This is a genomic window from Sorangium sp. So ce296 (assembly GCF_051529605.1).
GTDB lineage: Bacteria > Myxococcota_A > Polyangia > Polyangiales > Polyangiaceae > Sorangium > Sorangium cellulosum_D.
In genome coordinates this window covers 1,983,238-2,005,688 of the sequence record NZ_CP150325.1, presented here as the reverse complement: position 1 = coordinate 2,005,688, position 22,451 = coordinate 1,983,238, and the positions used below count along the sequence as shown (strand labels likewise).

Below are 22,451 nucleotides of genomic sequence, written 5' to 3'. Positions count from 1 at the left end.
AGAGCTTATGAGAGAAAATCGATGTCGGTTGCGAATCGCGGGGAACCAGGGCTGATTCAGGGGAAATCGACGCCGAGCAGGACGTCCGCCGTCCCGGCGAGCGGCGCCATCTGGAAGATCTCGCGATCCCGGCCCTGCGCGTCGACGTAGAAGAAGGTGTCGCGCACGAGCGGCACGATCAGCCCGAGGCCGCCGCCCGCGGTGAGCGGGCCGACGAGCCGCCGGGTGAGACGGACGTCGAGCGCGCCGCCCGCGGTCAGGCGCTCGTCGGCGCGGTCGACGCCGAACCCGAGGCCGCCGACGCGGAGCGCGCCGAGGCGGGCGCCGGCGCACGCGGAGAGCCGCGTGGCGCTCCCGAGCGAGACGGGGCACGCGGACACGAACCCCTCGCCCCAGGAGAAGCGCGTCGAGGAGGCGCCTGTGGTCGCCTCGTTCGGGAACCAGACGGCCCCCCCGACCTCGAACGACCAGAACCGGGGCGGCGTGAGGCGCGCGCGGATCGCGGCGGCGGCGCCGGGCGAGGGCAGCAGGCCGAGCCCGAAGAGCGGACCGGCGCCGACCTCGACACGCCACGGCGCCGGCGGCGGAGGCGCCGGCGGCGGGACCGGGATCAGGATGCGCTGCACGAGGATCTCCGGCTGTGAAGGCGCCGGCGCCGGGGGTGGAGGCGCAGGCGCCGGCGGCGGCGGCGCCGGCGGCGCGCCGGGGGACAGCACCGCGCTGGGGTCGATCATGAGCGCGATGGCCAGCGCGAGCTCGTCGTCGATCGCCCCGCAGCGGGGCGACGCCGTGGCGATCTCGCGCGTCCCGAGCAGCGCGCCGTCCGCATCGGCGACCGCGATCACCGCGCGCCACCCGCCGGAGGCGCCCGGCTCGACGCGCCCCTCGATCGTGAGGTCGGCCCGGGCCGCCGAGACGAGCGCCGCGCGCCCGAGGCGCGCCTCCACCGCCTGCGCGAGCGCGCGCGCCGCGACGCACGCCTCGGCGCCCGCGAGCCGGACCCAGCTCAGCGACGCCGTCTGCTCCCCGGAGGACGCGCGCGCGGGGCGCGCCGCGGCGACGAGCGCCGCAGCGAGGAGCGCGAGGCGTGCTGCGCGGCGCGCCATCACTGGCCCGGCGAGGCCACGATCCCGACGTAGGTGGGCTCGGGGACGGCGGTGACGCGGCCGGTCGGCTCGAGGGCGCCCGTCGCCTCGTCGACGCGGAACGCGACGATGTCGTCCGAGTCCTGGTTCGCGACGAGCATCAGCGCGCCGGACGGCGAGAGCTGGAAGTGGCGCGGGGTCATGCCCTCCGTCGGCGCGTGGCCGACCGGGGACAGCGTCCCCTGGTCGGGATCGACCGCGAAGATGGCGATGCTGTCGTGGCCGCGGTTCGACCCGTACACGAACTTCCCCGACGGGGAGACCTGGATCTCGGCGCAGGTGTTGCCCCGGCCGCTCACGCCCTCCGGCAGCGTCGAGACGGTCGCCACGACGGAGAGCGCCCCGCGCGACGGGTCGTAGCTCAGCGTGGTGATCGCGTCGGCAGTCTCGTTGATCACGTAGGCGAACCGGCCGTTCGGGTGGAAGTCGAGGTGCCGGGGGCCCGCGCCGGCGGCGAGCGCGACGGCCGCGGGGTCGTTGGGCTCCACCTGGCCCATGTCCGCGTCGAACGTGAGCTGGGCGATGGAGTTGAGGCCGAGGTTGGTGACGAAGGCGAACCGGTTGTCCGGGTCGGTCACGACGTGGTGCGACCTCGGCATGCGCCCATCGAAGGCGATCCGGTCGACCGCTTCCCCGAGCGCGCCGTCGTCGCCGACGGGGAGCACCGCCGCCGTGCCCCCGCCGTAGTTGGCGACGAGGACGAAGCGCCCGGCGCGATCGAGGGAGAGGTGGGCAGGGCCCTCGCCCTGCGAGGATACCCGGTTGAGGAACGAGAGCGTCCCGTCGCCGGCGTCGATCCGGAACGCGGCGACCGCGCCCGACGCCTCGCCGTCCACCTCGTCGAGCTCGTTCACCGCGAAGAGGCGCCGGCGCGCCGGATCGACGGCGAGGAAGGTCGGGTTCATCTCGGCGTCGAGCGGGCCCTCCACGGCCGAGAGCGCGCCGTCGGCCTCGTCCAGGCGGAAGACGAAGATGCCCTTGTGTCCCCCGACATAGACCAGGGGCGCGACGGCAGGCGGCGCGCCGCCGCCGCCCGCGCCGGCGCTGGCGCCGACGCTGCCCGTGCCGCTGCCGCCCGTACCGCTGGCCGTCGTGGCGCCGCCCTGGCTCATGCCGCCGCCGCCTGCGGAGCTCCCCGCCGTCGCGCCGCTGTTCGCGGCCCCATCGGCGCATCGGCTGCATCCGAGCCACAGCCCAGCGGCCAGACAGAAGAGGAGGCGCTGCCTCGGTCGGTTCGCGTTCACCGGTCATGCGTTACCCCCGGCCGGCGCCGTGGGGCAAGCGCCACGGCGCTCGTCAGGCCCGCCCGCGCAGCGCCCCGGCGGCGGCGCCGAGGAGCGCGCCGGCCGCGATCGGGAGGCCGTGGGCGAGGGCGACGTGGATGAGATCGTCGAGCTCGCAGTGCGTCCCGAGGCCGACCACCACCGCGAGGCCGCACAGGGCGCCGATCGCGGCGCCGCGCCACGCCGGGGCCGAGAGGAACGAGCGGCGCAGCACGAGCGCCGCCAGCGCGAACGGCACGAGCCCGGTGCCGACGGCGCTCGCGATGCACCTGAGGTGCAGCTCCAGCGGCACCGGCGGATCGGCCACGCGCGACGTCGCGACGGCCGCGGCCAGGAACCCGACCGGCACCGCGGCGACGAGCGTCTGGAGCGCCCGCACGCCGGCCGGCAGGCCCCGGGCGCGCGGCCTCAGCGCGAGCAGCAGGCCGAGGCCGGAGAGCGCCGCCCCGACGGCGAGCGGGACGGCGACTCCGGGAGACCCGAGGTCGTCGCGGAAGCCCTCGATCCAGCTGAAGATCAGGATCCAGGCGAGCCCGACCATGCCCGCGATCAGGGCGCGGCGCTCGCGCGCCGGGCGCGTCAGCGACGGCTCGGCCGGCGCCACCGCCAGGGCGGGCGGCGGGCGGGCGACGAGGTGGGCCGCGGGATCGGGGATGTCCTCGATCCCGCTCAGCAGGTCGCGCTCATTCGCCATCGGCACCTCCCCGCACGCCCGGCTGTCCCTTGCCGCGGCGGCCGCTCCGCTCCGGCTTCGCGGCCGCGGGCCCGTCGTCCTTTGCTCTGGCGCCCTTCTCCGCGCCCCCGCCTTCGCCTGGTCCCGCCTCGGGCTGCCGCTTGAGCTCCTCGAGCGCGGCGCGCAGCGCCTCGTAGGCGCGGAACGCGCGGAGCTTCACCGCGGTCCCGGTCGTCCCCAGGATCGCCGCGGCGTCCTGCACGCTCAGGCCCTCGTACCGGATCAGGATGAACGCCTCGCGCTGCGACGCCGGGAGGCACGCGAGCGCGCGCTCGACCGCCCGCGCCGTCTCGGTGGCGATCGCCACCGCCTCGGCGTCGGCGCCGCGCGCGTCCGGCGGCTCCGCGCCCGGATCGCTCGGGAGCCGCTCGGTGCTGCGGTGCTTCTGGGCGCGCGCGTGATCGACGTACACATTCCGCGCGATGGCGTACGCCCACGGCGTGACGGCGCCGCCCCGGGCGAAGGTCGATCGGGCGCGGTGCATCCGCAGGAACGTCTCCTGCGCCAGGTCGCCGGCGAGCGTCTCGGAGCCGCACATCCGGGTGAGGTACGCGAGGAGGCGCGCCGAGAGCGCGCGGTGCAGCTCCGTGAACGCGCGCGCGTCGCCGCACGCGTACCGGTCCATCGCTGCGTTCAGGGCGAGCTCGTCCATGGCGCCTCTGACGGCATACACCGTCTGCGCGCCGGCGATCAGCACGGCGCGGCGCCCGGCGCGCCGATGGCCGGCGCGCGCGACGGTCCGAGGAGCGCCCCGCGCTCGGCGAGGTCGCTCAGGAGGGCCGCGGCGCTCTCCAGCACCGGGTCGTCGACCGGGTGCCCCAGCGCGGCGCAGCCCTGGACCACGGCGTCGCCGAGCGCGGCGCCCGCGAGGAGGCGGTCGAGGAGCTCGGCCGCGAGCGGCGTGAGCTCGAGGAAGCGCACCTCGTGCCCGGCGTCGCGGTACACGAGCAGGCGCGTGGGCTCGCGGGCCGGCACGTCGCGCGCCGACTCGGCGCCCTGGAGCCGGTGGACCGCGTGCTCGTAGCGCGCGAGCGCCGCGGCCCGCTGGAAGCGCACGCCGCGGTCGAGCGAGAGCGCCTCGCCGGGGGCGGGCGCGCCCGGCGTATCCGGTCCGCGCGGCGCGTCCGGGTCGCCCGTCGCGCCGGGGTCGCCCGTCGTGCCGGCCTCTTCCTCGTCCGGCTCGGCGCACGCCGCCGCGAAGGCGGCGAGCTCGTGGCGGGCGAGATCCGCGAGGTAGGCGGGCACCTCCGGGTCCTCGACCCAGCGCGGCGCCGCGAAGGCCACGAACGCGAAGGCGATGTCGCGGAGGTAGCGCGACCGGGGCAGCTCCGCCTCGAGGAAGCGCGCCGCGTCCGCCTCGAACCGGGCGCCGAGCCGCGCCGCGGTCCGCGGGATCCCGGCGCGGATCGCGCCGGTCAGCCCGCGGCGGACCAGGCTCCGGTAGAGCAGCAGCCGCCTCGGCGGGAGCGCGGCCATCGCTTCGAGGTCCGGTCCGTCGAGCCCGGCGCTGGCGAGCCACGCGCGCGGGTCGGCCGCGATCGCCTCGCCGTCCGGCGCGCTCACGCTCGCCTGGAGCGCCCGCTGCAGCGCCGCGAGCTCCGGCGGCGGCCCGTCCATCGCCGCTGGCGCCGCGGTCGCGCCCGGGAGCTCCGGCGGCGGCCCGTCCGTCGCCTCGCGCGCCGCGGTCGCGCCCGGGAGCTCCGGCGGCGGCCCGTCCGTCGCCTCGCGCGCCGCGCTCACGCCCGCGCCTCCCGCGCGGCGAGCCCGCGCCGGTACGCCGCCTCGACCTCGGCGAGCTCCGCGAGCAGCGCGTCGAGCGGCGGCACGTCGTTGTCGCGCTCCAGCACGACCGGCACCGGCCCGGTCCGCGCGACCGCGCGGGCGAGCAGGTCGAGCACCGGCGCGACGACCGGCGCGCCGTGCGTGTCGACGACGACCCCCGCGTCGTCGCGCCATTCGTGCCCGGCCACGTGCATCGAGACGACGCGCGCGGGTGGAATTTTCTCCAGGTACGCGACCGGATCGAAGCCGTGGTTCCTGGCGTTGACGTAGACGTTGTTCACGTCGAGCAGGAGCCCGCAGCCGGCGCGCTCGAGCACCTCGACGAGGAAGTCGGCCTCGTCGAGCGAGGCGCGGCCCGGGACCAGGTAGTAGGTGATGTTCTCGATGGCCATCGGGCGCTCGAGCCGGTCCGCGGCCTCGCGGATGCGGGCCGCGGCGTGGGCGGCGGCCGCGGAGGTGAGCGGGAGCGGCAGGAGGTCGTGCACGAACCTGCCGTCGACGCCCGAGAAGCAGAGGTGGTCGCTGTGGAACGGCGGGTCGAGCCGATCGACGAACCCCCGCAGCGCGCGCAGGTAGCCGTCGTCGAGCGGATCGACCCCGCCGACCGAGAGGGTGAGCCCGTGCGTCAGGATGGCGCGGTGCTCCCGGACGCGCGCGATCGCGGCGGGGTAGTAGCCGCCGCGGCGCATGTAGTTCTCGGGGGAGAGCTCGAAGAAGGGGACGGCCAGCGCCGCGCCGCGCGCGCCCTCGTCGGGCGCCTCGAGCGCCGCGAGCACCTCGTCGAGGAACTCCCATCGGAGCCCGAGGCCGACGCCGGTGAGCGCGCTTTCGGTCATGGGGGCGCGGGGCGGGCGGGGCCGACCGGGATCAGGCGCAGGTGCCCTGGCCGCAGCCCGCGTGGCCGGGCTTCTTGGCGGCCGCCTTCTTCGCCGCGGGCTTGGGCGCGGCGGTCGGCGTGGGCGGCGTGGGCGCGGTGGCCGCCGGGGTGGCCGTGGGCGCGACCTGCGGCGAGGTCGCGGCGGACTGCGCGCCGCTCGGCGGGGCGGCGGAATCCGGCGCGGCCGGGGCCGCGGGGACGTTCGCGCCCGCGGCGGCGTCGCCGGAGGTCGTCTCGGCCGGCGCGGGCTCGGCCGGCGCGGCGGGGGCGGCCGGGGTCGCCTCCTGCTCGGCGGGGACCTCGGTCGCGTTGACCGGCGCCTGCGCGCCGCCGCAGCCGCCCATCAGCAGGGCACCGGCGCTCAGCGCGGCGAGGGTCTCGTAAATGCTCTTCTTCGACAGCATCGTGTGGCTCCTCTGGTTCTCGTCGTGACGGGCCTGCGCCCCCTACGGGCGAGGCGTGATCCGGTTTCCCGGCGGCGCACGGAGCGCCGTGTCATCTCAGAGCCGCCGCGGCGCCGCAATGGCTCCCGGGCAGGCGGCGCGCGCGGCTCATCGCGCCGCGCTGCCCGCCGGCGCCGCGGCTGCGGCCGGCGCCGGGGTCGCGGCGCCGGCGGTCGCGGTGAGCGCGAGCGACACCATCGCCTCCTTGGCGACCTTGGGCGCCAGCACCTCGAGCGTCTTCTGGGCGAGCTTGCCGAACGCCTCGCGCGGCCGGACGTCGTGCTCGGCCAGCCCGACCGAGAACGGCTTCGCGGTCTTCACGGTGACGCCGGCGGGCCTGTCGCCCTCGTACCGGAACGTGGCGATGAGCTCCACGGTCTTCGGGGTCTGCCGCTGGTGCAGCAGGAGGTCGCCCGACGCGGTGACGGTCACCGTCCGCTCCGCGCCGGACAGCTTCGAGAGGTCCTTCTCGCCGGAGGTCGAGATCGACCGGATCGCGAACTGGGCCTTGGCGTTCTTCTCGCGGACGTCGTCGGGCGTGTCCTTGGAGATCTCGAGCCAGGTGCGCGCGTGCTCGTTCTGCACGTCGCTCTTCTTTTCCTCGCCGGGCTTGCCGTCGTCGCCCACGGCGGTCTGGAAGAGCTCGAGCGTGGAGAGGTCGACCGTGATGAGGCCCGTGGTCTTCGTGATGTCGGCGGGATCGACCTGCAACGTCCCCCCGGCGGCGCCCTCGATCCGCCCGCGGATCTTCTCTCGCGGCGCATCCATCGCGAGCTCGACCTTGCTGCCCGCCCGGTCGATCGCGAAGGCCGCCGCGGCGGGCGCCTTCGCTTCCGGGGCCTTGAGCTCGGTCGCGGCGGGCGCGAGGGGCTGCGGCTCTCCCTGGCAGGCGGTCGCGCCGGGCGCGGCGGCCGCGAGCACGACGAGGAGCAGTGTCCTAGTCCGTATCGTCTTCACGCTCGTCTCCTGGGTCTCATGGGGTTGGTGCTCGCGGCCGTGATCGCGTGGCGCTCTCCACTGGAGCAGGAAGGTCGGAGGGCGGGAAGGGCGATCGGAGCTGCCCTGTCCGCCCGCCCGTTCGCTCGATGTCGTCGTCGACCCGAGCGATGCCGTGGCCGCGGGGGGCGTCCGATCCGGGCGAGCGGTGGCTCGGCGCGCCTCGCTGGATGCTGCGTACGGGTCTACGTGCGAGCGGCGGCGCGGTTTCGGCGGTGGATGCGGCCGTGAGGCGGCGTCCGCGCGGGCGGGCGTGCGGCGCGGGCGTGCGGCGCGGGCGAGGGCGTCGGACCCGGGTTGCACAGCCGCGCGTGGCCTGCGGTGTGCACGCGGCGGTCGTCGGAGGCGGAACCGGTCCACCCGGGGGGGAGGCGGAGCCGGGGCCATCCGGGGGGGAGAACTGCAATGAGCACGCGACGATTCGCGGCGTCGGCCATGGTTGCCGCCGCCATGATGGCGCTCGCTGGCGCGGCGGAGGCGCAGGGCGCGGCGCGACAGGACCGGGGCGACCGGCCGGCGGGCAACGTCCCTCCGGCGGATCAGCCGCTGATCCGGCGCATCCCCGAGCCCACGATCGCGGTCGAGGGCGGCTTCGGCATGCTGGGCTACCTGGGAGGGACGGCGGGGGTCGGGCCCACCTGGAACGTGCGCGTGACCGGGAGCATGTCGCCGCGCGTGGCCGTCGAGGGCAACTACATCGGCTCGGTGAACCAGCGCGCGACGCTGGGCCGGTCGCTGGTGCTGACGTCGCTCGACGCGGGGCTGCGTTACAACGTCTTGCGGGCCGACGAGGCGATCGTGCAGCCGTTCGTGGTCGCGGGGCTGGGTTACGCCGGCTGGGCGGGCGAGGGGGGCGATGCGTTCGCGCTGACGGTGCCGGTCACCGTGGGGGTGGAGCGGCTGGTCACGCGCAACGTCAAGGTGGGCGCCCGGTTCAACTTCCGCCCGGCGTTCTTCGACGACCTGACCGTCCGGGGCGCTGCGACCCAGACGGGCGGCGACAGCTGGGCGCTGCTCGCGCACGGCGGCGGCGCGTTCTGACCGGGGTTGAGGCGGGCGGCCCGACCCAGGTTGAGGCGGCCCGACCCAGGTTGAGGCGGCCCGACCCAGGTTGAGGCCACCCGACCCAGGTTGAGGCCACCCGACCCAGGTTGAGGCCACCCGACCCAGGTTGAGGCCACCCGACCCAGGTTGAGGCCACCCGACCCAGGTTGAGGCCACCAGGCCACCCGACCCAGGTTGAGGCCACCCGACCCAGGTTGAGGCCACCCGACCCAGGTTGAGGCCACCCGACCCAGGTTGAGGCCACCCGACCCAGGTTGAGGCCACCCGACCCAGGTTGAGGCGCGCGGTCCGGCCGGGGGCCTCTGGCCGTCGAGGCAAAAGCGCCGGACGACCTCGTTCCGTGGAGTAGTCTGCCGGGCGCGCTGGTCGGCGACCTGCCTTCCGGTCCCCGGCCCAGCCTCACCCACGGAGAACGACGGCATGAACACGCGCAGCTGCTCGCCCCGCCGGGGCCTGCTCTTCTTCTTCACGGGGCTCGCGCTCGCCGGGAGCGCCGCCTGCACGCCCCGGCAGCAGGCCACCCAGGGGACGTCGACGACGGCGACCGGCCCGACCCCGGAGCGCGACTGCTCGGTCGGGCCGCTCCTGGATTGCCCCGAGGGCCAGCTCGACGGCTGCGCCAACGGGACCACCTCGGTGCACCGGTGCGTGGAGGCGGGCCCCGGGAAGTGCCTCGACATCCGGGCTGCGCTCGTGAAGTGCCAGGAGGACGAGATCCTGACCCACGACGGCTGCCCCGAGCCCGCCTACATGCAGCGGTGCGCGCCCAGGCCGACGCAGCAGCAGCCGTGACCCGGCGGCCCGCCGGGGAGCTCCGCGGGCCGTGTCATCGACAAATACTCCCGTAACTACGAAGGCTTACGCCCCGATCTCCCCGCGGGGAGCTTCGTGTCCGAGATCACCGGCCCCCCCTCGTACGACCCGGCGCCGCCCTCGCTGCCCCAGGTCTCGACCTCGCCGGGGGGCGCGTCCTCTCGCTCGCCGGACGACGTGATCGGCCCGCGGACCCCGGGGACGTCCGCCTGCGGGTGGGGCAGCTTCTCCTCGCTCACCTCGCGCTCGGGCCGCGGGGCGCCCAGCTGGTCGTGCGTTGTCTCGTCTCCCATGTTTCCTCCTTCCGGAGGCCTCTGGGGCCGGCGCGCTCGATCGTCCACTCCCTCCCGGGGCGGCCGCCCCGGCGCTCGCCGCCGGCCTACCCCTCGGCGTTCCCGACGGGGATCGTGAACCGGAACGTGGTCCCCACGCCCACGCGGCTCTCCACCTGGATGGTCCCCCCGTGCGCGACCACGAGCTCCCGGGCGATGGCCAGCCCGAGCCCCGTGCCCTTGTAGCCGTTCCGCTGGCCGCGCCAGAACCGCTCGAACAGGTAGGGCAGCTCGTCCTCCGGGATCCCCGGCCCCGTGTCCGCCACCGAGAAGGCGACGTGCTCCTCCCGGTGCTCGCACCGCACCGTGACCGACCCCTGGGCGCCCGTCACCTTGAGCGCGTTGCTCAGGAGGTTCGAGAGCACCTGGAGCACGCGATCGCGATCGCACACGACGAGCGGGACGTCCTCGGCCGGCGCCACGCCCAGGTGGATCCCCTTCTCCTGGGCCTGCGACTCGAACGTCTCGACCGCCTCCCGGCCGATCTCCCGCGGGTCCTGCGGCTGCCGGCGCAGCGCCAGCCGGCCGGCGCGCAGGCTCGCGAAGTCGAGCAGGTCGTGGAGCAGCCGGTCCATCCGGTGCGCCGACCGCTGGATCGCCTGGATCGCCTTCGCGTCCCCCTTTTCCCCCCGCGCCGCCGCGCGCTTGGTCATCACGGCGGCCGCCGTGATGATCGCGCTCAGCGGGTTCCGGAGGTCGTGGGACACCGTGGCGAGCACGTTGTCCCGGAGCTCGATCGCGCGCTGCGCGGCCTCGTAGAGCCGCGCGTTGTCCGCGGCGAGCGCCGCCCGCTGCGCCAGATCGTGCGCGACCGCCAGGTCCGCCTCGTCGTAGACCCGCCCGGACTCCGCGGTCGCCAGGGTGATGCAGCCGAACGTGCGCCCCCGCGCCACCATCGGCACCACCATCGCCGACGTGATCCCGAGCGCGCGGACGAGCCGGCGGAAGGCGGCGTGCTCGCCGAGCGAGGCGAGCAGCGGGTGCGACAGGTCCCGGACGAGCTCCGGGCGCTCGGTGCAGAGGACCTGCTCCATCAGCGCCGCCAGCGCCGGGGGCGGCTCCATCTCGCGGAAGAGCGCGCGCGCCCTCTTCACGGTCTCCGGGTCCGCGTGCGTCAGCGTGACCCGCCGCGCCGCCTCGAACTCCGGGAGCGTCTGGATGACGCACCAGTCCGCGAGCTCGGGCACCGTGAGGCGGCCGAGCCGGTCGAGCGTGCCCTGGAGATCGAGGCTGTCGCTCAGGGCGGCGCTCGCGGCCGCGAGGAAGCGCTGCCCCTGCTCGGCGCGCGTGCGCTCGGTGATGTCGAAGAAGGTGACGACGCCCGCCGAGACGCGCCCGTCCGGATCCCGCACCGGCGACGAGCGCACGAGGATGCGCCCCCACGTGCCGTCGCCGCGGAGAATGTCGATCTCCTCGTCGTCCACGACCTCGCCCGTCGTGACGGTGCGCGACAGCGGCCACTCCCACGTCTCGTACGGCTTGCCCGACCGCGGGTGGAAGCCGCGGCCGGTGTAGCCCTCGATGCTCTGGATGCCCTCGAACGACTGCCGGAAGATCTCCGTGGCCTGCCGGTTCGTGAGCAGGACGCGCCCCGTCTGCCGCTCGCCGATGATGAGCCCCGCCGGCATCTGCTCGACCACGGTCGCGAGCAGCGCGCGGGCGTCGTCCGCCTGGTGCCGCGATGCGCGCTCCTTCGCGACGAGCTGCGCCTGCACGATGATCCCGGTCGCCCGGCTGGTCATGGTGCGGAGCATCAGCATGTCCTCGTCGGAGAAGTCCTCGGCGTTGCGGGAGCCGAGGATCGCGACGCCGATGGCGTGCCCCTCGTGGAGCAGCGGCACGCCGTAGACGGCGCGCAGCCCCCTCGACCGGATCTCGCGCGCGGTCGCGGGCAGGGCCGGGAGCGCGGCGTCGAGCGAGGTGGGCCCGCGCAGCGCGAGCACCGCGCGGGCGAGCTCCCGCGTCGCCTCGAGCGGCGGGCCGAGCAGCGGCCCATCGTCGAGGCCGGCCGTCGCGTGCACCTCGAGGCCGTCCCCGAGCAGGACGATCGCCACGTCCACGGCGGCCGCCGCCTCCCGCGTCGCGCGGATGAGCGCCTTCAGGAAGGTGTCCAGGTCGCTGCTGCCGAGGGCGGCCGCCGAGATCGTGTCGAGCGCCTGGAGCAGGCGCACGCGCGCCTCCTGGTAATGCGACACGGCGCCCGCGATCGCCTCGTCGATCGCCGCGTTCAGCCGGATGAGCTCGCGCCCGCCGTCCCCGCCGCCGTCGCGCTCCCAGAGCTCCAGGATCACGGCGCGGAGCGCCGCGTACTCCATCACCACGTCGGAGAGGTCGTACCCGTGGGCCAGCCGGTTCAGCGCGTGATATCCGGGCATGCCGCGGAGCCTCCGGTCGACCGCGGCCTCCGCGCCCTCGCTCCCGGTGGCCTCGGCGATGTACGCGAGGACGCTCGGGATATGGTCGGTCAGCAACGTATCCGACAGCCGCCGCGCCGGGCTCAGCGATTGGACCCGCTGCTTCCACTTCTCCAGGACCGCGTCGTGATGGCGCTGGATGAAGTCGGAGAGCCGCTTTGGGTTCGGTCTACCGAGCTGCTCCATCGAGGTCCTTACGATAGCGCGAAACCTTGAGCATGTGTTCACCTCGCGCCCCGCCCCGCCCCGCCCCGCCCCGCGTGGAATCGAGCTGGCGGGCGGGAGTCGCTCCCGGGCGGAGCCCGCGCCGCGGCGTGGAGCCGCGCCCTCAGCTCCGGATGCCTGGCGCCTCGTGTCCGCTCTGGGCGACATACTCCAGGTATCCGCCGCCGTAGACGCGCGGCCCGTCGGGCAGGAGCTCGAGGACGCGGTTCGACAGCGCGGCGAGAAAGCGGCGATCGTGCGAGACGAACAGCATGGTGCCCTCGAACGAGGAGAGCGCCTCGACGAGCATCTCCTTGGTCGCCATATCGAGGTGGTTGGTCGGCTCGTCGAGCACCAGGAAATTCGGCGGATCGTAGAGCATGATCGCGAGCACGAGGCGGGCCTTCTCGCCGCCGGACAGCACGCGACACGGCTTGTCGATGTCGTCGCCGGAGAAGCCGAATGCGCCGGCGAGCGTGCGGAGCGAGCCGATGGAGGCCTGGGGGAAGGCAGCGACGATGGACTCCCAGACGGAGCGGGTCGGGTCGAGCAGCTCCATCGCGTGCTGCGCGAAGTACCCCAGCTTGACGCTCGCGCCGACGCTCACCTGGCCGGCGTCCGGCGCGGAGGCCCCGGCGATGAGCTTGAGGAGCGTGGACTTGCCGGCGCCGTTCACGCCCATGACGCACCAGCGCTCGCGGCGGCGGATCAGGAGGTCGAACCCGTCATAGATGGGTCGGCCTCCGAACGACTTCTTGACCCCGTCGAGCCGCGCCACGTCGTCGCCCGAGCGCGGGGCCGGCTTGAACTCGAAGCGGATGGTCCTCCGGCGCTTCGGCGGCTCGACCTTGTCGATCTTCTCGAGCTTCTTCACGCGCGACTGGACCTGCGCCGCCTTGGCGGCCTGCGCCTTGAAGCGCTCGATGAAGCGCATCTCCTTCGCGAGCATCGCCTGCTGGCGCTCGTATTGCGCCTCGGCCTGCTGCTCGTTGATGGCGCGCTGCTGCTCGTAGAACTCGTAATTGCCCGAGTAGCTGGTGAGCTCGCCGCCGTCGATCTCGATGATCTTGGTGACGATGCGGTTCATGAACTCGCGATCGTGCGAGGTCATGACGAGCGCCCCTGGATACTGCTTCAGGTACCCTTCGAGCCAGATGATCGACTCGATGTCGAGGTGGTTGGTCGGCTCGTCGAGCAGGAGCGCGTCGGGCCGCATGAGGAGGATGCGCGCGAGCGCGACGCGCATCTTCCAGCCGCCGGAGAGGGCGCCCACGTCGCCATCCATCATGGCCTGGCTGAAGCCGAGGCCGGCGAGGATCTCGCGCGCCTTGGCGTCGAGCGCGTAGCCGCCGAGCTCTTCGTAGCGGGCCTGCGCCTGGCCGAAGCGCTCGATCAGGCTTTCCATCTCGTCCATGCGCTCGGGGTCGGCGAGCGCGGCCTCGAGCTCGCGGAGCTCCGCCGCGACGACGGAGACCGGGCCGGCGCCGTCCATGGTCTCGGCGACGGCGCTCCTGCCCTTCATCTCGCCGACATCCTGGCTGAAGTAGCCGATGGTGACGCCGCGGTCGATCGCGACTTGGCCGCCGTCGGGCGCCTCTTCCTTGGTGATCATCCGGAAGATCGTCGTCTTGCCGGAGCCGTTCGGCCCCACCAGGCCGACCTTCTCGCCGCGGTTCACCGCCGCGGAGGCCTCGAGGAAGAGGATCTGCTTACCGTGCTGCTTGCTGATGGAATCGAGGCGGATCACGAGGGGCGCTGCCGCGGGGAGGCGGCTCCTTTCCGCGCACGTATACCAGACGGCCCGTCGCGCGACGTGGCAATTTTTCCGCCGCAAGGTGGTGACCACACCGGCGGCTGGCCTGTGATAAATCCACGTCGTGCGCACCTTAGGATGGAGAACTTTGCTTATGAGAGCTCGATTTTCTCTGCTGGTATGCGGAATCTTGGCTGCGGCCGCGAGCGGCTGTGGTGACGGCGCCGATTCTCCCGGATTTTCCTCGGAAGGGGGCGGCGATCCGGGCGGCTCCACCGGGGGCCAGGTCGCCACGAGCGGCAGCGGCAGCGGCAGCGGCAGCGGCAGCGGCGGCGGCAGCGGCGGCGCGGGCGCGGGCGCGAGCGGCGCGACGAGTGGCGCGACGAGCGGCGCTACGAGCGGCGCTACGACGGCGAGCGGGTCAGGCGGCGCGGGCGGCGGCGGGTCCGGGGGGGGCGGGCTCGGCGCGGGGGGCGGCGGGAGCGGCGGCGGTGGCGGCGGCGGCGGCGGCCCGGGGATCTGCCCGGGAGGGCCGTATGCGGCCGATCCGCTGCCTGCGAACCGCAGGGCGGAGCGGGTGCGCGGCGGGTTCGACTACGTCGAGGGGCCGGTCTGGGTTGCCGAGCTCGGCGCGCTGTTCTTCTCGGACATCCACCGCTTCCAGCAGAACCAGCCGCCGCTCAACGGCCCGCCGGCGACCCTGCAACGGTTCACGCCTCCGGGCTCGTTCGAGGTGTTCATCGAGAACAGCTCGACGAACGGCCTCGCCCTGTCCACGGACGGGGAGCTGATCGCGTGCACCCACGACACGCGCGACATCTCCGCCTTCAACCTCGGCACGAAGGCGCGGCGCCCTGTGGCCGAGCTCTACGGGGGCAAGCGGTTCAACTCGCCGAACGACGTCGCCGTGCGGGCCGACGGCAACATCTATTTCAGCGATCCGGAGTTCCAGCTCACCGGCTGGCCGGAGCTGCCGACGGCGGTGTACCGCGTGTCGCCGTCCGGCGAGGTGAGCGTCGTGGGCACGATGAACGAGCCGAACGGCGTCGCGCTCTCGCCCGACGGGCGCGTCCTCTATGCCACCGAGTTCAGCATCGGCCGGGTCCGGCGATATCCGCTGGACGAAGGCGGCGCGCCCGGCCCCTCCTCCGATTTCGCCTCGAACCTCGAGAAGGCCGACGGCATGGGCGTCGACTGCGCGGGCAACCTCTACGTCGGGTGGAGGGGCGGCGTCGAGGTCCTCGCGCCAAACGGCGCCAGGCTCGGCACGATCGAGGGGATGATCGAGGCGTCGAACGTCGCGTTCGGCGGGGCCGATCGGAAGACGCTCTACATCACGGCGGGCGACTCGCTCTATTCGATAGCGATGAACATCCCCGGGTATCCCGACTGAAGGCGTGGCCCGCCGGGCGGCTCCATCCGATTCGACGCCAGGGCGCAGGGCGCAAGGCAGCGGAGAGGGAGCGGCGGGCCTTGCCACCTCGCGCGCGCGAGGGCAAAAGGCCCGCATGAGCAAGGTCCAGATCCTCTCGTATTCCGGGTGCAGCACCTGCAAGAAGGCCTTGAAGTGGCTCGGCGAGCGCGGCGTCGACGTCGCCGTGCGGCCCATCGTCGACGAGCCGCCGACGGCCGAGGAGCTCGCCCGGTGGATCCCGGCCAGCGGGCTCCCGGTGCGCCGGTGGCTCAACACGAGCGGGCAGAGCTACCGCGCCCTCGGCAAGGCGCGGGTGGACGCCGCGAGCGACGCGGAGGTCGCGCGGTGGCTCACCGAGGACGGGAAGCTCGTCAAGCGGCCCGTGCTGGTGAAGGGGAGCCGGGTGCTGGTGGGCTTTCGTGAGGACGACTACGCCGCGCTGTTCGGCTGAGGCCGCCGGTAGTCTTCGTCGATCCGGGGCAGGCGTTCGGCGTCTGGATCGACGACGTCGCCTTGTGCCGGCAGGCGCAGGGAGGGCGCCTCAGGGCGCCGAGGTGAAGCGGCCTTGCCGGACCTGGCTCAGCTCGAACGAGCTCTCCGGGTCCAGGGTCTTGTCCGTCGTGCCGCCGCGCGTGCGGCTGATCACGAGGTCCACATCGCAGCTCTCGGGCTCCTGCGAGCTCGTCGCCTCCAGCTCATCCGCGTCGATGGTGTACGTCCCGGGATCGCCCCCGACATCGAACGTCTTGGCGAAGATGCATCTGCCGTCCACGCGGATCACCATGTCGTCGCCCGACCCGCTCGGCGCCCACGTGACCGTGAGGTCCTCGCCGCGCGGGACCGGATCCTTGGGCAGCGCCTCGAGGTCGAACGGGTCGGGGAGCGTCCCGGCGTTGTTCGGCGCGTCGTCGTCGTCCTCGCGGTCCAGCCGCACCGCGAACTCGGTGCCTCCCTCCCCGATGTCGAAGTGGGCCACGTAGACCCCGGAGCTCTCGGAGGACATCTCGACCTCCTCGCCGTCCGCCGTCGCGGAGATCCGGTCTCCCGCGCTCAGGATGACGTAGGTGTTGCTCTCGTCGCCGCCCGCCTTGAGCGTGGCCTTCACGCTCGTCGACGACGCGCTCTCGGCGGTCGCCTCCAGCGTCGCCGAGATCCCTCCGGTGCGGATCTGCTTCGAGTCGAGCGTCTCCGTGCAGCCCGCGAGCAGCCCGGAGGCCGCGAGCCCGAACATGGCCATCGTGGTCTTCGTGATCATGAATTGCCCTTTCCTCATCGCCATACCTTCCCGCCCGGGCGCGCCGGCCTGTAGTTTTTTATTGATGCTACACCGAATCGTGTCCATCGTGTCCACCGACGAGGCGCACGTTGTCGACGAATCGGGGAGATCCCGACGTGGATTCGCCTGCATCGACGCCTCGACCTGGGTGCAGGCTGGGTGCCAGGCGACGTGAGCCCGCCGCGGCGGCGTGGCGCGCCGACGCGCGCAGCGCGATGGGCGCCGCGGGCGAGCTGCGTTACGGGCGCGTTGTGCCGGCGGCGGCGGGCGCGCGCGGGCTCACCACCGGCTCTGGATCGCGACGCCGCCGCCGCTCGGCCCGGCGAGCAGCGACCAGCTGACCGTCCCGGCCTGCGGGCGGGGCGCGGCGCTGGCTTGCGGGCCGGACGGGGAAGGCTCCGTCAGGAAGAGCAGCACCGCCGCGCCCGCGAGCGCCGCCCCGGCGCTGAAGCCGATCGTGCTCACGGTCCCCAGGTCCTTCGCGCGGTCGCCGGCGGCCTTCGCGACGGGGGTGTCGCATTCCGCCACGCCGGGGCCGACGTCCTTGCACTCCTTGTCCGCGCGGCTGCTCTCGTTGAGCGCCATCCACCCGGTCACCGAGCCGACGATCAGCCCGCTCACCGCGAGCCCGCCCGCCATGTACGCCAGGACGCGCTGGCCGCTGGGCCCGGACGACTGCGGGGCCCCCGCGGCGCCCTTCGCGCCGTTCACGGGCGGCACGCCGAGCGGGTCGGGCGGCCGTGCCGCCGGCTTGTCGGGCGGAGGCTCCTCGCGGGGGAGTTTCACCTCGAGCGCGATCGTCTTCGTGTCGGACCTGTCGATCGTGAACCGCACCTCGTGCAGCGGTCCCCCCGGCGCCCTCGTCGTCACGACGTGCTCTCCCGGGTTGACGGGGAGCGGGATGTCCAGGGAAGGCCGCTCGAGGGTGATGCCGTCGCGCTGCACGACCGTGCCCGCGGGCGCGTCGTCCGGCAGCGACAGCGTGAGTTGCGGCACGAGCGGCGCGAGCGTGTCGCGTTGCTCGATCGCGACCTTGTAGCGCTCGAGCTGCTGGAGCTTCTCGGCCTCCGACATGCGGGAATACAGCGCCAGAAAGTCATTGTAGCGCGCAACGGCGGTGGCGATGCGCCCCCACTGGGCCTCGCACTCGGCGAGCGTGAACAGCCGACCTGCGCGAGGATCGAGCCGATAACTCTCGGCGAGGGCAGGGCAGCCCGTCGAATGCCGTCCCGCCAGCATGTCCGCGAGACCGCGGTTGAAGAGCGACTCGGCCACGGCGATGGTGTCGGGTTGCGCGCTCGCCGGAGCGGTGAGAGCGATGCTCAGCAATCCGCTCACTAGAGGCGCAGACCAGGCGAAGCGCATCGGTGGATGCATGAGATACCATTCCTGGTATCGCCGCAGGCAAGAAAACAGCGCTCCGCTGTCGCCGCGTCAGCGCGGGCGCTGCGTCAGTCCGCCGAGTAGAGCGATTCCCGGGGCTTGGCCGAGGAGGACGCCGGCGGCGTCGGCGCGCGCCCCGCGCTGGAAGGCGGCGCTGCGCTGGACGACGTCGCTGCGCTGGACGGCGTCGCTGCGCTGGACGGCGTCGCTGCGCTGGACGGCGTCGCTGCGCTGGACGGCGTCGCTGCGCTGGACGGCGGTGCTGCGCTGGACGGCGGTGCTGCGCTGGACGGCGGTGCTGCGCTGGAAGGCGGCGCTGCGCTGGAAGGCGGCGCTGCGCTGGACGGCGCCGTGCCGCGAGGGTGCGGCGCCGCGCGAGGCGGCGGCATCGCGTCGCTCGCGCTCGCGGACGCTGCCGCGGGGACCGGCGCCAGGTCGCCGTCCTCGTGCGGCGCGGGTGTCGCGGCCGCAGGCGCCGCGAGGTCGGGCGGTCCGGAGGGCCCGGAGGCCTCGGGGAGAGCGGGCACCGGCGCGGTCGATGGGAAGGGCGGCGTGGAGATCGGCGGGGCGGGGGCCGCCCGGGCCGTCGGCGCGTCCGCCGCGTTGCCCGGAGCGAAGCGCGCGCCCCCGCCCAGCGAGGCAAAGGCGATGGCGCCGCCGCCGATCAAGGCGACGGCCGCGATCGCGACCGTGGACCAGCTCCGCGGCGAGGTGGCGGCGACCCTCGTCTCCACGCCCGTGCTGGAGGACTGGGCGGCCGCCGGCACCGACGAAGCGCGCGCCTGGTAGGCGCGCGGGAGCGGCGTCTGGTGGGCGCGCGGGAGCGGCATCTCCACCACGGACAGGCGCGACGACTTCGCCGGCGCGGGCGCGATGTCGAAGATCTCGGCGAGCGCCTCGACCGCGGTGGACGCGGTCGGAAAGCGCGCCTCGGGGTCGTGCGCCGTCGCCTTCGCGAACCACGCGTCGAAGGCCGGGGGCAGCTCCACCCCATCGGCCGCCGCGCGCGCGCACGCGGGCTCCTGCGGGCCGTACATCGCGATCACCGCGAACGCGAGCGTGTTGCTGAACTCCCGCATGTCGTTGAGCCAGTAGGCCTTGCCGACGAGGAGCGTGTACGCGATCATGCCGAGCGCGAAGAGGTCGACGGCCTTCGAGATGGACCCGCCGCTGAACTGCTCAGGCGCCATGTAGAGCGGCGTCCCGAGGGCCGCGGTCGTCGCCGAGTCGAGCGCGGTCTCCGCGACGAGCTTGGCAATGCCGAAATCGAGCACCTTGATGCGGAACTCGTCGTCGTCGCCGACCGCCGCCAGGAACAGGTTCGCCGGCTTGAGATCGCGGTGGACGACCCCGGCGGCGTGCGTCTTGTCGAGGGCGATCGCCGTCTGGCGCAGGTAGGCGACCGCCTCTTCCGGCGACAGGCGCCCGGTGCGGCGGATGCGCTTGCTGAGCTCCTCGCCGCGGAGCAGCTCCATGACCAGGAACGGCATGCCGGTCTCCGGGTCGATCCCGGCGTCGAACACCTCGACGATGTGCTCGGTGGCGATGCGGGCGGCGACGCGCGCCTCGAGCTTGAACCGGGCGTGGAACTCGGGGTTCTCGGCGAGGTGCGGGTGCATCACCTTGAGCGCCCGCCGGCGCTCCGTCTCGATGTGCACGACCTCGTAGACCGCGCCCATGGCTCCGGTCGCGATGCAGCGCACGACGCGGTACCTGCCTGCGAACAGCCTCCCCTCGATGAAGTTCAGCGACATGGATTCACCGCGTCGATCGAGCTTACACCATGAGGTCGGACGGCTGCATCCAGGAACTTACCGTCGCAGGTCCGCCTACAGCGCTCGCCGGGTGTAGGCTGCGCTGGCGCGATCCGTGTGGTTTGTCCGGTGATTCGCCGTGATTCGCCGTGATTCGCCGTGATTCGCCGTGATTCGCCGTGTTGGGCCGCTTGACCAGCTCGATCGTCGGCATGGCCGCGGTCCATGCCCTCCAGCTCAGTTACGATGTCGTGGAAGAATTCGATGTCTGGGGCGACGTCCCCTTCTATCGATTCTATCGATTCTATCGACTCTATCGAATCGACGCGGCTCACGTCGCCGACGTCCCCGCCGGCGCCGCGCCGCTTCGCCCGGGCAGGGCAGCGGCTCTCGCGACGGCGGTAGACCCGCCTCACAGCACGAGCACCGCGAGCAGGCGGGGCCCGTGGAACAGGTCGAAGCCGCCGATGTCGATCTTGCGGCCGACTGTGTAGGTCGTCTCGTCTCCACGCCTCGTCGCGTGGATGCTGGACACGATGCCCTGGCCGACCGCCTCGACGTTGTAGGACAGCTCGGTCAGCAGGCGGAGCCGGCTGAGGTACGACGTCAGCCGGAGCCGGAGCCCCACGGACAGGTTGCCGGAGAGCGCGATCATCGTCGCCTCGTCGACCTCGCGCGGGCCGCCCGGGACGGCGGGATCCGCCGAGAAGGCGTAGCGCACCGGTCCGGCGCCGCCGTAGAGGCCGAGGTCGCCGAACGGCGCGACCCGCGGCCACTCGCCGTTGCCCATCCGCAGGCTGAAGCCGCCCTGGTAGAAGCGCGATGTCACGCTCTGGGCAGGGCTCTGCCGCTCGAAGACGTAAACATCGCCGGTGCCCGGCTCCCGCTCGCGGAGCGCGTAGAAGATGCGCGGGAGCTTGTAATCCATGTACCGGAAGCCGACGAGCAGCTCCTCGAGGTAGAGATCGTCCGCGGCCTCCGGGAAGAGCTTCGTCACGTCGAAGCCGACGTCGATCTGGCGGACCAGGAGCTGGAACGGCGCGCTCGCCACGGCGCCGGCGTCGCGCCCGGTCGCCGGATCGACGGCGAGCTCGGTGACGTTGCCCGAGGTGAACCGCGCGATCTTGAGGCTCGTGCTGATGCCGACGAGGTCGGCGCCGATGTCGAAGACGTCGCTCGCGAAGCCGTTCAGGCCGATCAGCTTCCCGAGCGAGCTGTCGTACGCGATGTCGCCCCCCGACGAGAACAGCCGGTCCGTCTTGAACCCGGCGTTGAGGCGCGCGGCGTTGCGCACGTGCTCGAAGTCGTACGTGAGCAGCGCGCGGCCGCCGACCATGAACACGGGATCGACGTCGTAGGCGAGGCGCCGCGTCCTGCCCCGGTAATCGTTGATGCCGCCCGAGGAGCTCGGGCTCGCGAGCTGGTGGAAGAAGAGGAGCTCGACGTCGCTCTTCAGCTGGAGGTGGACGGCGTCGAGGCTGATCGCCCGGCCCTGCTCGAGCAGGCTCTCCTGCATCTCGAAGCCCGCCGTGTCCTCGAGCGGCGTCCGCGCCGGCACGGCGAGCGCCTCGGCGCAGGCGGAGAGCGCCTCGCGCTGCTCCTCGAGGACCCTGGAGAGCGCCTCCGCGCGCGCCGCCGTGGCCCCGTAGCCCGGCTCGCCGCGCGCGACGCGCCGGGCCTGCTTTACGACGTACGGCGCCACGGCGAGCGCCTCCGTGTGCATCCGCAGGAGGAACGACGTGACGCGGAGGGCGTCGCGCGCGATGGTCGCGGCGGGCTCCTGCCCCGCGCTCGCCGCGCGGAGCTCGGCGGCCGCGTCCGCGATGTCCCGTTGCGCTCCGGCGAGCGCCCGCCGCCGCGCGGCGACCTTCCCCTTCGCGGCGGCGAGCTCGGGCGTGTCGGGCGCGCCGAGCGGCCTTCCGGCCGAGAGCCGCTCGACGCTCCGCTCCTCGACGGCGAGCGCCCGCGCGTGCCCCGCGAGCGCCTGCCACGCGGCCGGCAGGCGCCCCGCGGCGCTGGATGCGGGCGGGGGCGCCGCGGGCGCGAGCGTGGGCGAGGGCGCCGTGGGCGGGGGCGCCGTGGGATCACGCGCGGCGAGCGCCGCCAGCGCGTCGAAGAGCCGCGCGAACGCGGGGGGCGCTGGCCGAGGCGCCGCCGCGCGGGCGAGCGCCTCGTCGAGCTTCACGCGGTAGAGCTTGGCGAGGGGGACCTCGTGCTCCCCGTCGTACGGCGCGGCCTCCTCGAAGCGCTCGCGGAGCCGCTCGCCCTCGTCGTCGTCGAGCCGGAGCGCCGCGACCCACGCGTCGCCCGGGGAGTAGGGGGTGTTCGCGAGGACCTCGTCCGCCAGCCAGACCGCGCGCTCCAGATCGGCCGCGCGGTCGTCGACGATCGCGCGGCGGGCGTCCTCGTTGGCGAAGGCGCGCGCCGCGCGGACGTTGTACGTGGCGGGGACGCACGCCGAGGCCGCGGCTGCGGCGAGGAAGAGGCCTGCGAGCGCCGGGCCCGGTCGCACCGGCGCGAGCCTACCACGGCGCGCGAGCGCGCCTCCACGCTGTCACGCCGTCGATGCACGGGGCGGCGCGCGGGGCGGCGCGCGCGCCGCGCGGGGCGAGGCGCGCGCGTCGCCGGCGTGGCTGGCGTGCAGGCGCGGCGTCCGTTCACGAGCGCACTGGACGCCGCGCCGCCGGCCTGCTCAGAATGCGCGGCCGTGGCTGCCAGCCGACCCAACGAGATTGACGGCGCGCGGGCCGAGGCCTTGCTGAGCCGTCCCATCCGCGCAAGACA

At 74.0% G+C, this 22,451-nt stretch carries 19 protein-coding genes; 4 read left to right on the top strand and 15 right to left on the bottom strand.

What is annotated here, in order from left to right; genetic code table 11:
* Positions 1 to 56 precede the first annotated feature (56 nt).
* From WME98_RS07660 to WME98_RS07625, 8 genes are all read right to left on the bottom strand, one after another.
* Positions 57 to 1,106, bottom strand: a complete 1,050-nt coding sequence (locus WME98_RS07660; protein ID WP_437950684.1) for a hypothetical protein — start codon at positions 1,104 to 1,106, stop codon at positions 57 to 59.
* Positions 1,106 to 2,257: a lactonase family protein gene (locus WME98_RS07655; protein ID WP_437950683.1), complete on the bottom strand. Its 1,152-nt coding sequence runs from the start codon at positions 2,255 to 2,257 to the stop codon at positions 1,106 to 1,108. Before WME98_RS07655 ends, WME98_RS07660 begins: the two co-directional genes overlap by 1 nt.
* A gap of 184 nt (positions 2,258 to 2,441) precedes the next feature.
* Positions 2,442 to 3,122, bottom strand: a complete 681-nt coding sequence (locus WME98_RS07650; RefSeq protein ID WP_437950682.1) for an NrsF family protein — start codon at positions 3,120 to 3,122, stop codon at positions 2,442 to 2,444.
* The gene (locus WME98_RS07645) at positions 3,112 to 3,813 is read right to left on the bottom strand and encodes an RNA polymerase sigma factor (RefSeq protein ID WP_437950681.1); all 702 of its coding nucleotides are present in this window, start codon (positions 3,811 to 3,813) and stop codon (positions 3,112 to 3,114) included. The genes WME98_RS07650 and WME98_RS07645 overlap by 11 nt, the downstream gene beginning before the upstream one ends.
* 38 nt (positions 3,814 to 3,851) lie before the next feature.
* Complete coding sequence (locus tag WME98_RS07640) at positions 3,852 to 4,901, bottom strand: HvfC/BufC N-terminal domain-containing protein (RefSeq protein ID WP_437950680.1); 1,050 nt, start codon at positions 4,899 to 4,901, stop codon at positions 3,852 to 3,854.
* Entirely contained in the window at positions 4,898 to 5,779 is an 882-nt protein-coding gene (locus WME98_RS07635) for a DUF692 domain-containing protein (RefSeq protein WP_437950679.1), read from the bottom strand. The genes WME98_RS07640 and WME98_RS07635 overlap by 4 nt, the downstream gene beginning before the upstream one ends.
* 31 nt (positions 5,780 to 5,810) lie before the next feature.
* Positions 5,811 to 6,224 (bottom strand): hypothetical protein, encoded by a 414-nt coding sequence (locus tag WME98_RS07630; RefSeq protein WP_437950678.1) that lies wholly within the window; start codon positions 6,222 to 6,224, stop codon positions 5,811 to 5,813.
* Positions 6,225 to 6,371: 147 nt separating this feature from the next.
* Positions 6,372 to 7,220, bottom strand: coding sequence for a hypothetical protein (locus WME98_RS07625; RefSeq protein ID WP_437950677.1), 849 nt, complete (start codon positions 7,218 to 7,220; stop codon positions 6,372 to 6,374).
* Positions 7,221 to 7,664: 444 nt separating this feature from the next.
* On the opposite strand from WME98_RS07625, the gene WME98_RS07620 reads away from it, so the two are divergent.
* On the top strand, positions 7,665 to 8,300 hold the full coding sequence (locus WME98_RS07620; protein ID WP_437950676.1) for a hypothetical protein: 636 nt from the start codon (positions 7,665 to 7,667) through the stop codon (positions 8,298 to 8,300).
* Between the two features lie 444 nt (positions 8,301 to 8,744).
* A complete protein-coding gene (locus WME98_RS07615) occupies positions 8,745 to 9,116 on the top strand; it encodes a hypothetical protein (RefSeq protein WP_437950675.1) in 372 nt (123 codons plus the stop codon).
* Between the two features lie 56 nt (positions 9,117 to 9,172).
* On the opposite strand, the gene WME98_RS07610 is transcribed toward WME98_RS07615, so the two are convergent.
* The 3 genes from WME98_RS07610 to abc-f all read right to left on the bottom strand — a co-directional run bounded on the left by WME98_RS07610 (position 9,173) and on the right by abc-f (position 13,834).
* Complete coding sequence (locus WME98_RS07610; protein ID WP_437567637.1) at positions 9,173 to 9,430, bottom strand: hypothetical protein; 258 nt, start codon at positions 9,428 to 9,430, stop codon at positions 9,173 to 9,175.
* An 86-nt stretch (positions 9,431 to 9,516) separates the two neighbouring features.
* Positions 9,517 to 12,069 (bottom strand): ATP-binding protein, encoded by a 2,553-nt coding sequence (locus tag WME98_RS07605; RefSeq protein ID WP_437950674.1) that lies wholly within the window; start codon positions 12,067 to 12,069, stop codon positions 9,517 to 9,519.
* Positions 12,070 to 12,211: 142 nt separating this feature from the next.
* Positions 12,212 to 13,834 (bottom strand): ribosomal protection-like ABC-F family protein, encoded by a 1,623-nt coding sequence (abc-f, locus tag WME98_RS07600; protein WP_437935098.1) that lies wholly within the window; start codon positions 13,832 to 13,834, stop codon positions 12,212 to 12,214.
* Between the two features lie 196 nt (positions 13,835 to 14,030).
* Between abc-f and WME98_RS07595 the strand changes: the two genes are divergently transcribed.
* Together WME98_RS07595 and WME98_RS07590 are read left to right on the top strand one after the other, a co-directional pair.
* The gene (locus tag WME98_RS07595) at positions 14,031 to 15,233 is read left to right on the top strand and encodes an SMP-30/gluconolactonase/LRE family protein (RefSeq protein ID WP_437950673.1); all 1,203 of its coding nucleotides are present in this window, start codon (positions 14,031 to 14,033) and stop codon (positions 15,231 to 15,233) included.
* Positions 15,234 to 15,348: 115 nt separating this feature from the next.
* Entirely contained in the window at positions 15,349 to 15,705 is a 357-nt protein-coding gene (locus tag WME98_RS07590) for an arsenate reductase family protein (protein WP_020739063.1), read from the top strand.
* A 90-nt stretch (positions 15,706 to 15,795) separates the two neighbouring features.
* Here the strand turns inward: WME98_RS07590 and WME98_RS07585 are convergent, their stop codons facing one another.
* From WME98_RS07585 to WME98_RS07570, 4 genes are all read right to left on the bottom strand, one after another.
* Positions 15,796 to 16,509: a hypothetical protein gene (locus tag WME98_RS07585; RefSeq protein WP_437950672.1), complete on the bottom strand. Its 714-nt coding sequence runs from the start codon at positions 16,507 to 16,509 to the stop codon at positions 15,796 to 15,798.
* 300 nt (positions 16,510 to 16,809) lie between these two features.
* Positions 16,810 to 17,868, bottom strand: a complete 1,059-nt coding sequence (locus tag WME98_RS07580) for a hypothetical protein (protein WP_437953961.1) — start codon at positions 17,866 to 17,868, stop codon at positions 16,810 to 16,812.
* A gap of 113 nt (positions 17,869 to 17,981) precedes the next feature.
* The gene (locus tag WME98_RS07575) at positions 17,982 to 19,667 is read right to left on the bottom strand and encodes a serine/threonine-protein kinase (protein WP_437950671.1); all 1,686 of its coding nucleotides are present in this window, start codon (positions 19,665 to 19,667) and stop codon (positions 17,982 to 17,984) included.
* A gap of 412 nt (positions 19,668 to 20,079) precedes the next feature.
* Positions 20,080 to 22,179, bottom strand: coding sequence for a hypothetical protein (locus tag WME98_RS07570; RefSeq protein WP_437950670.1), 2,100 nt, complete (start codon positions 22,177 to 22,179; stop codon positions 20,080 to 20,082).
* Between the last annotated feature and the right edge of the window lie 272 nt (positions 22,180 to 22,451).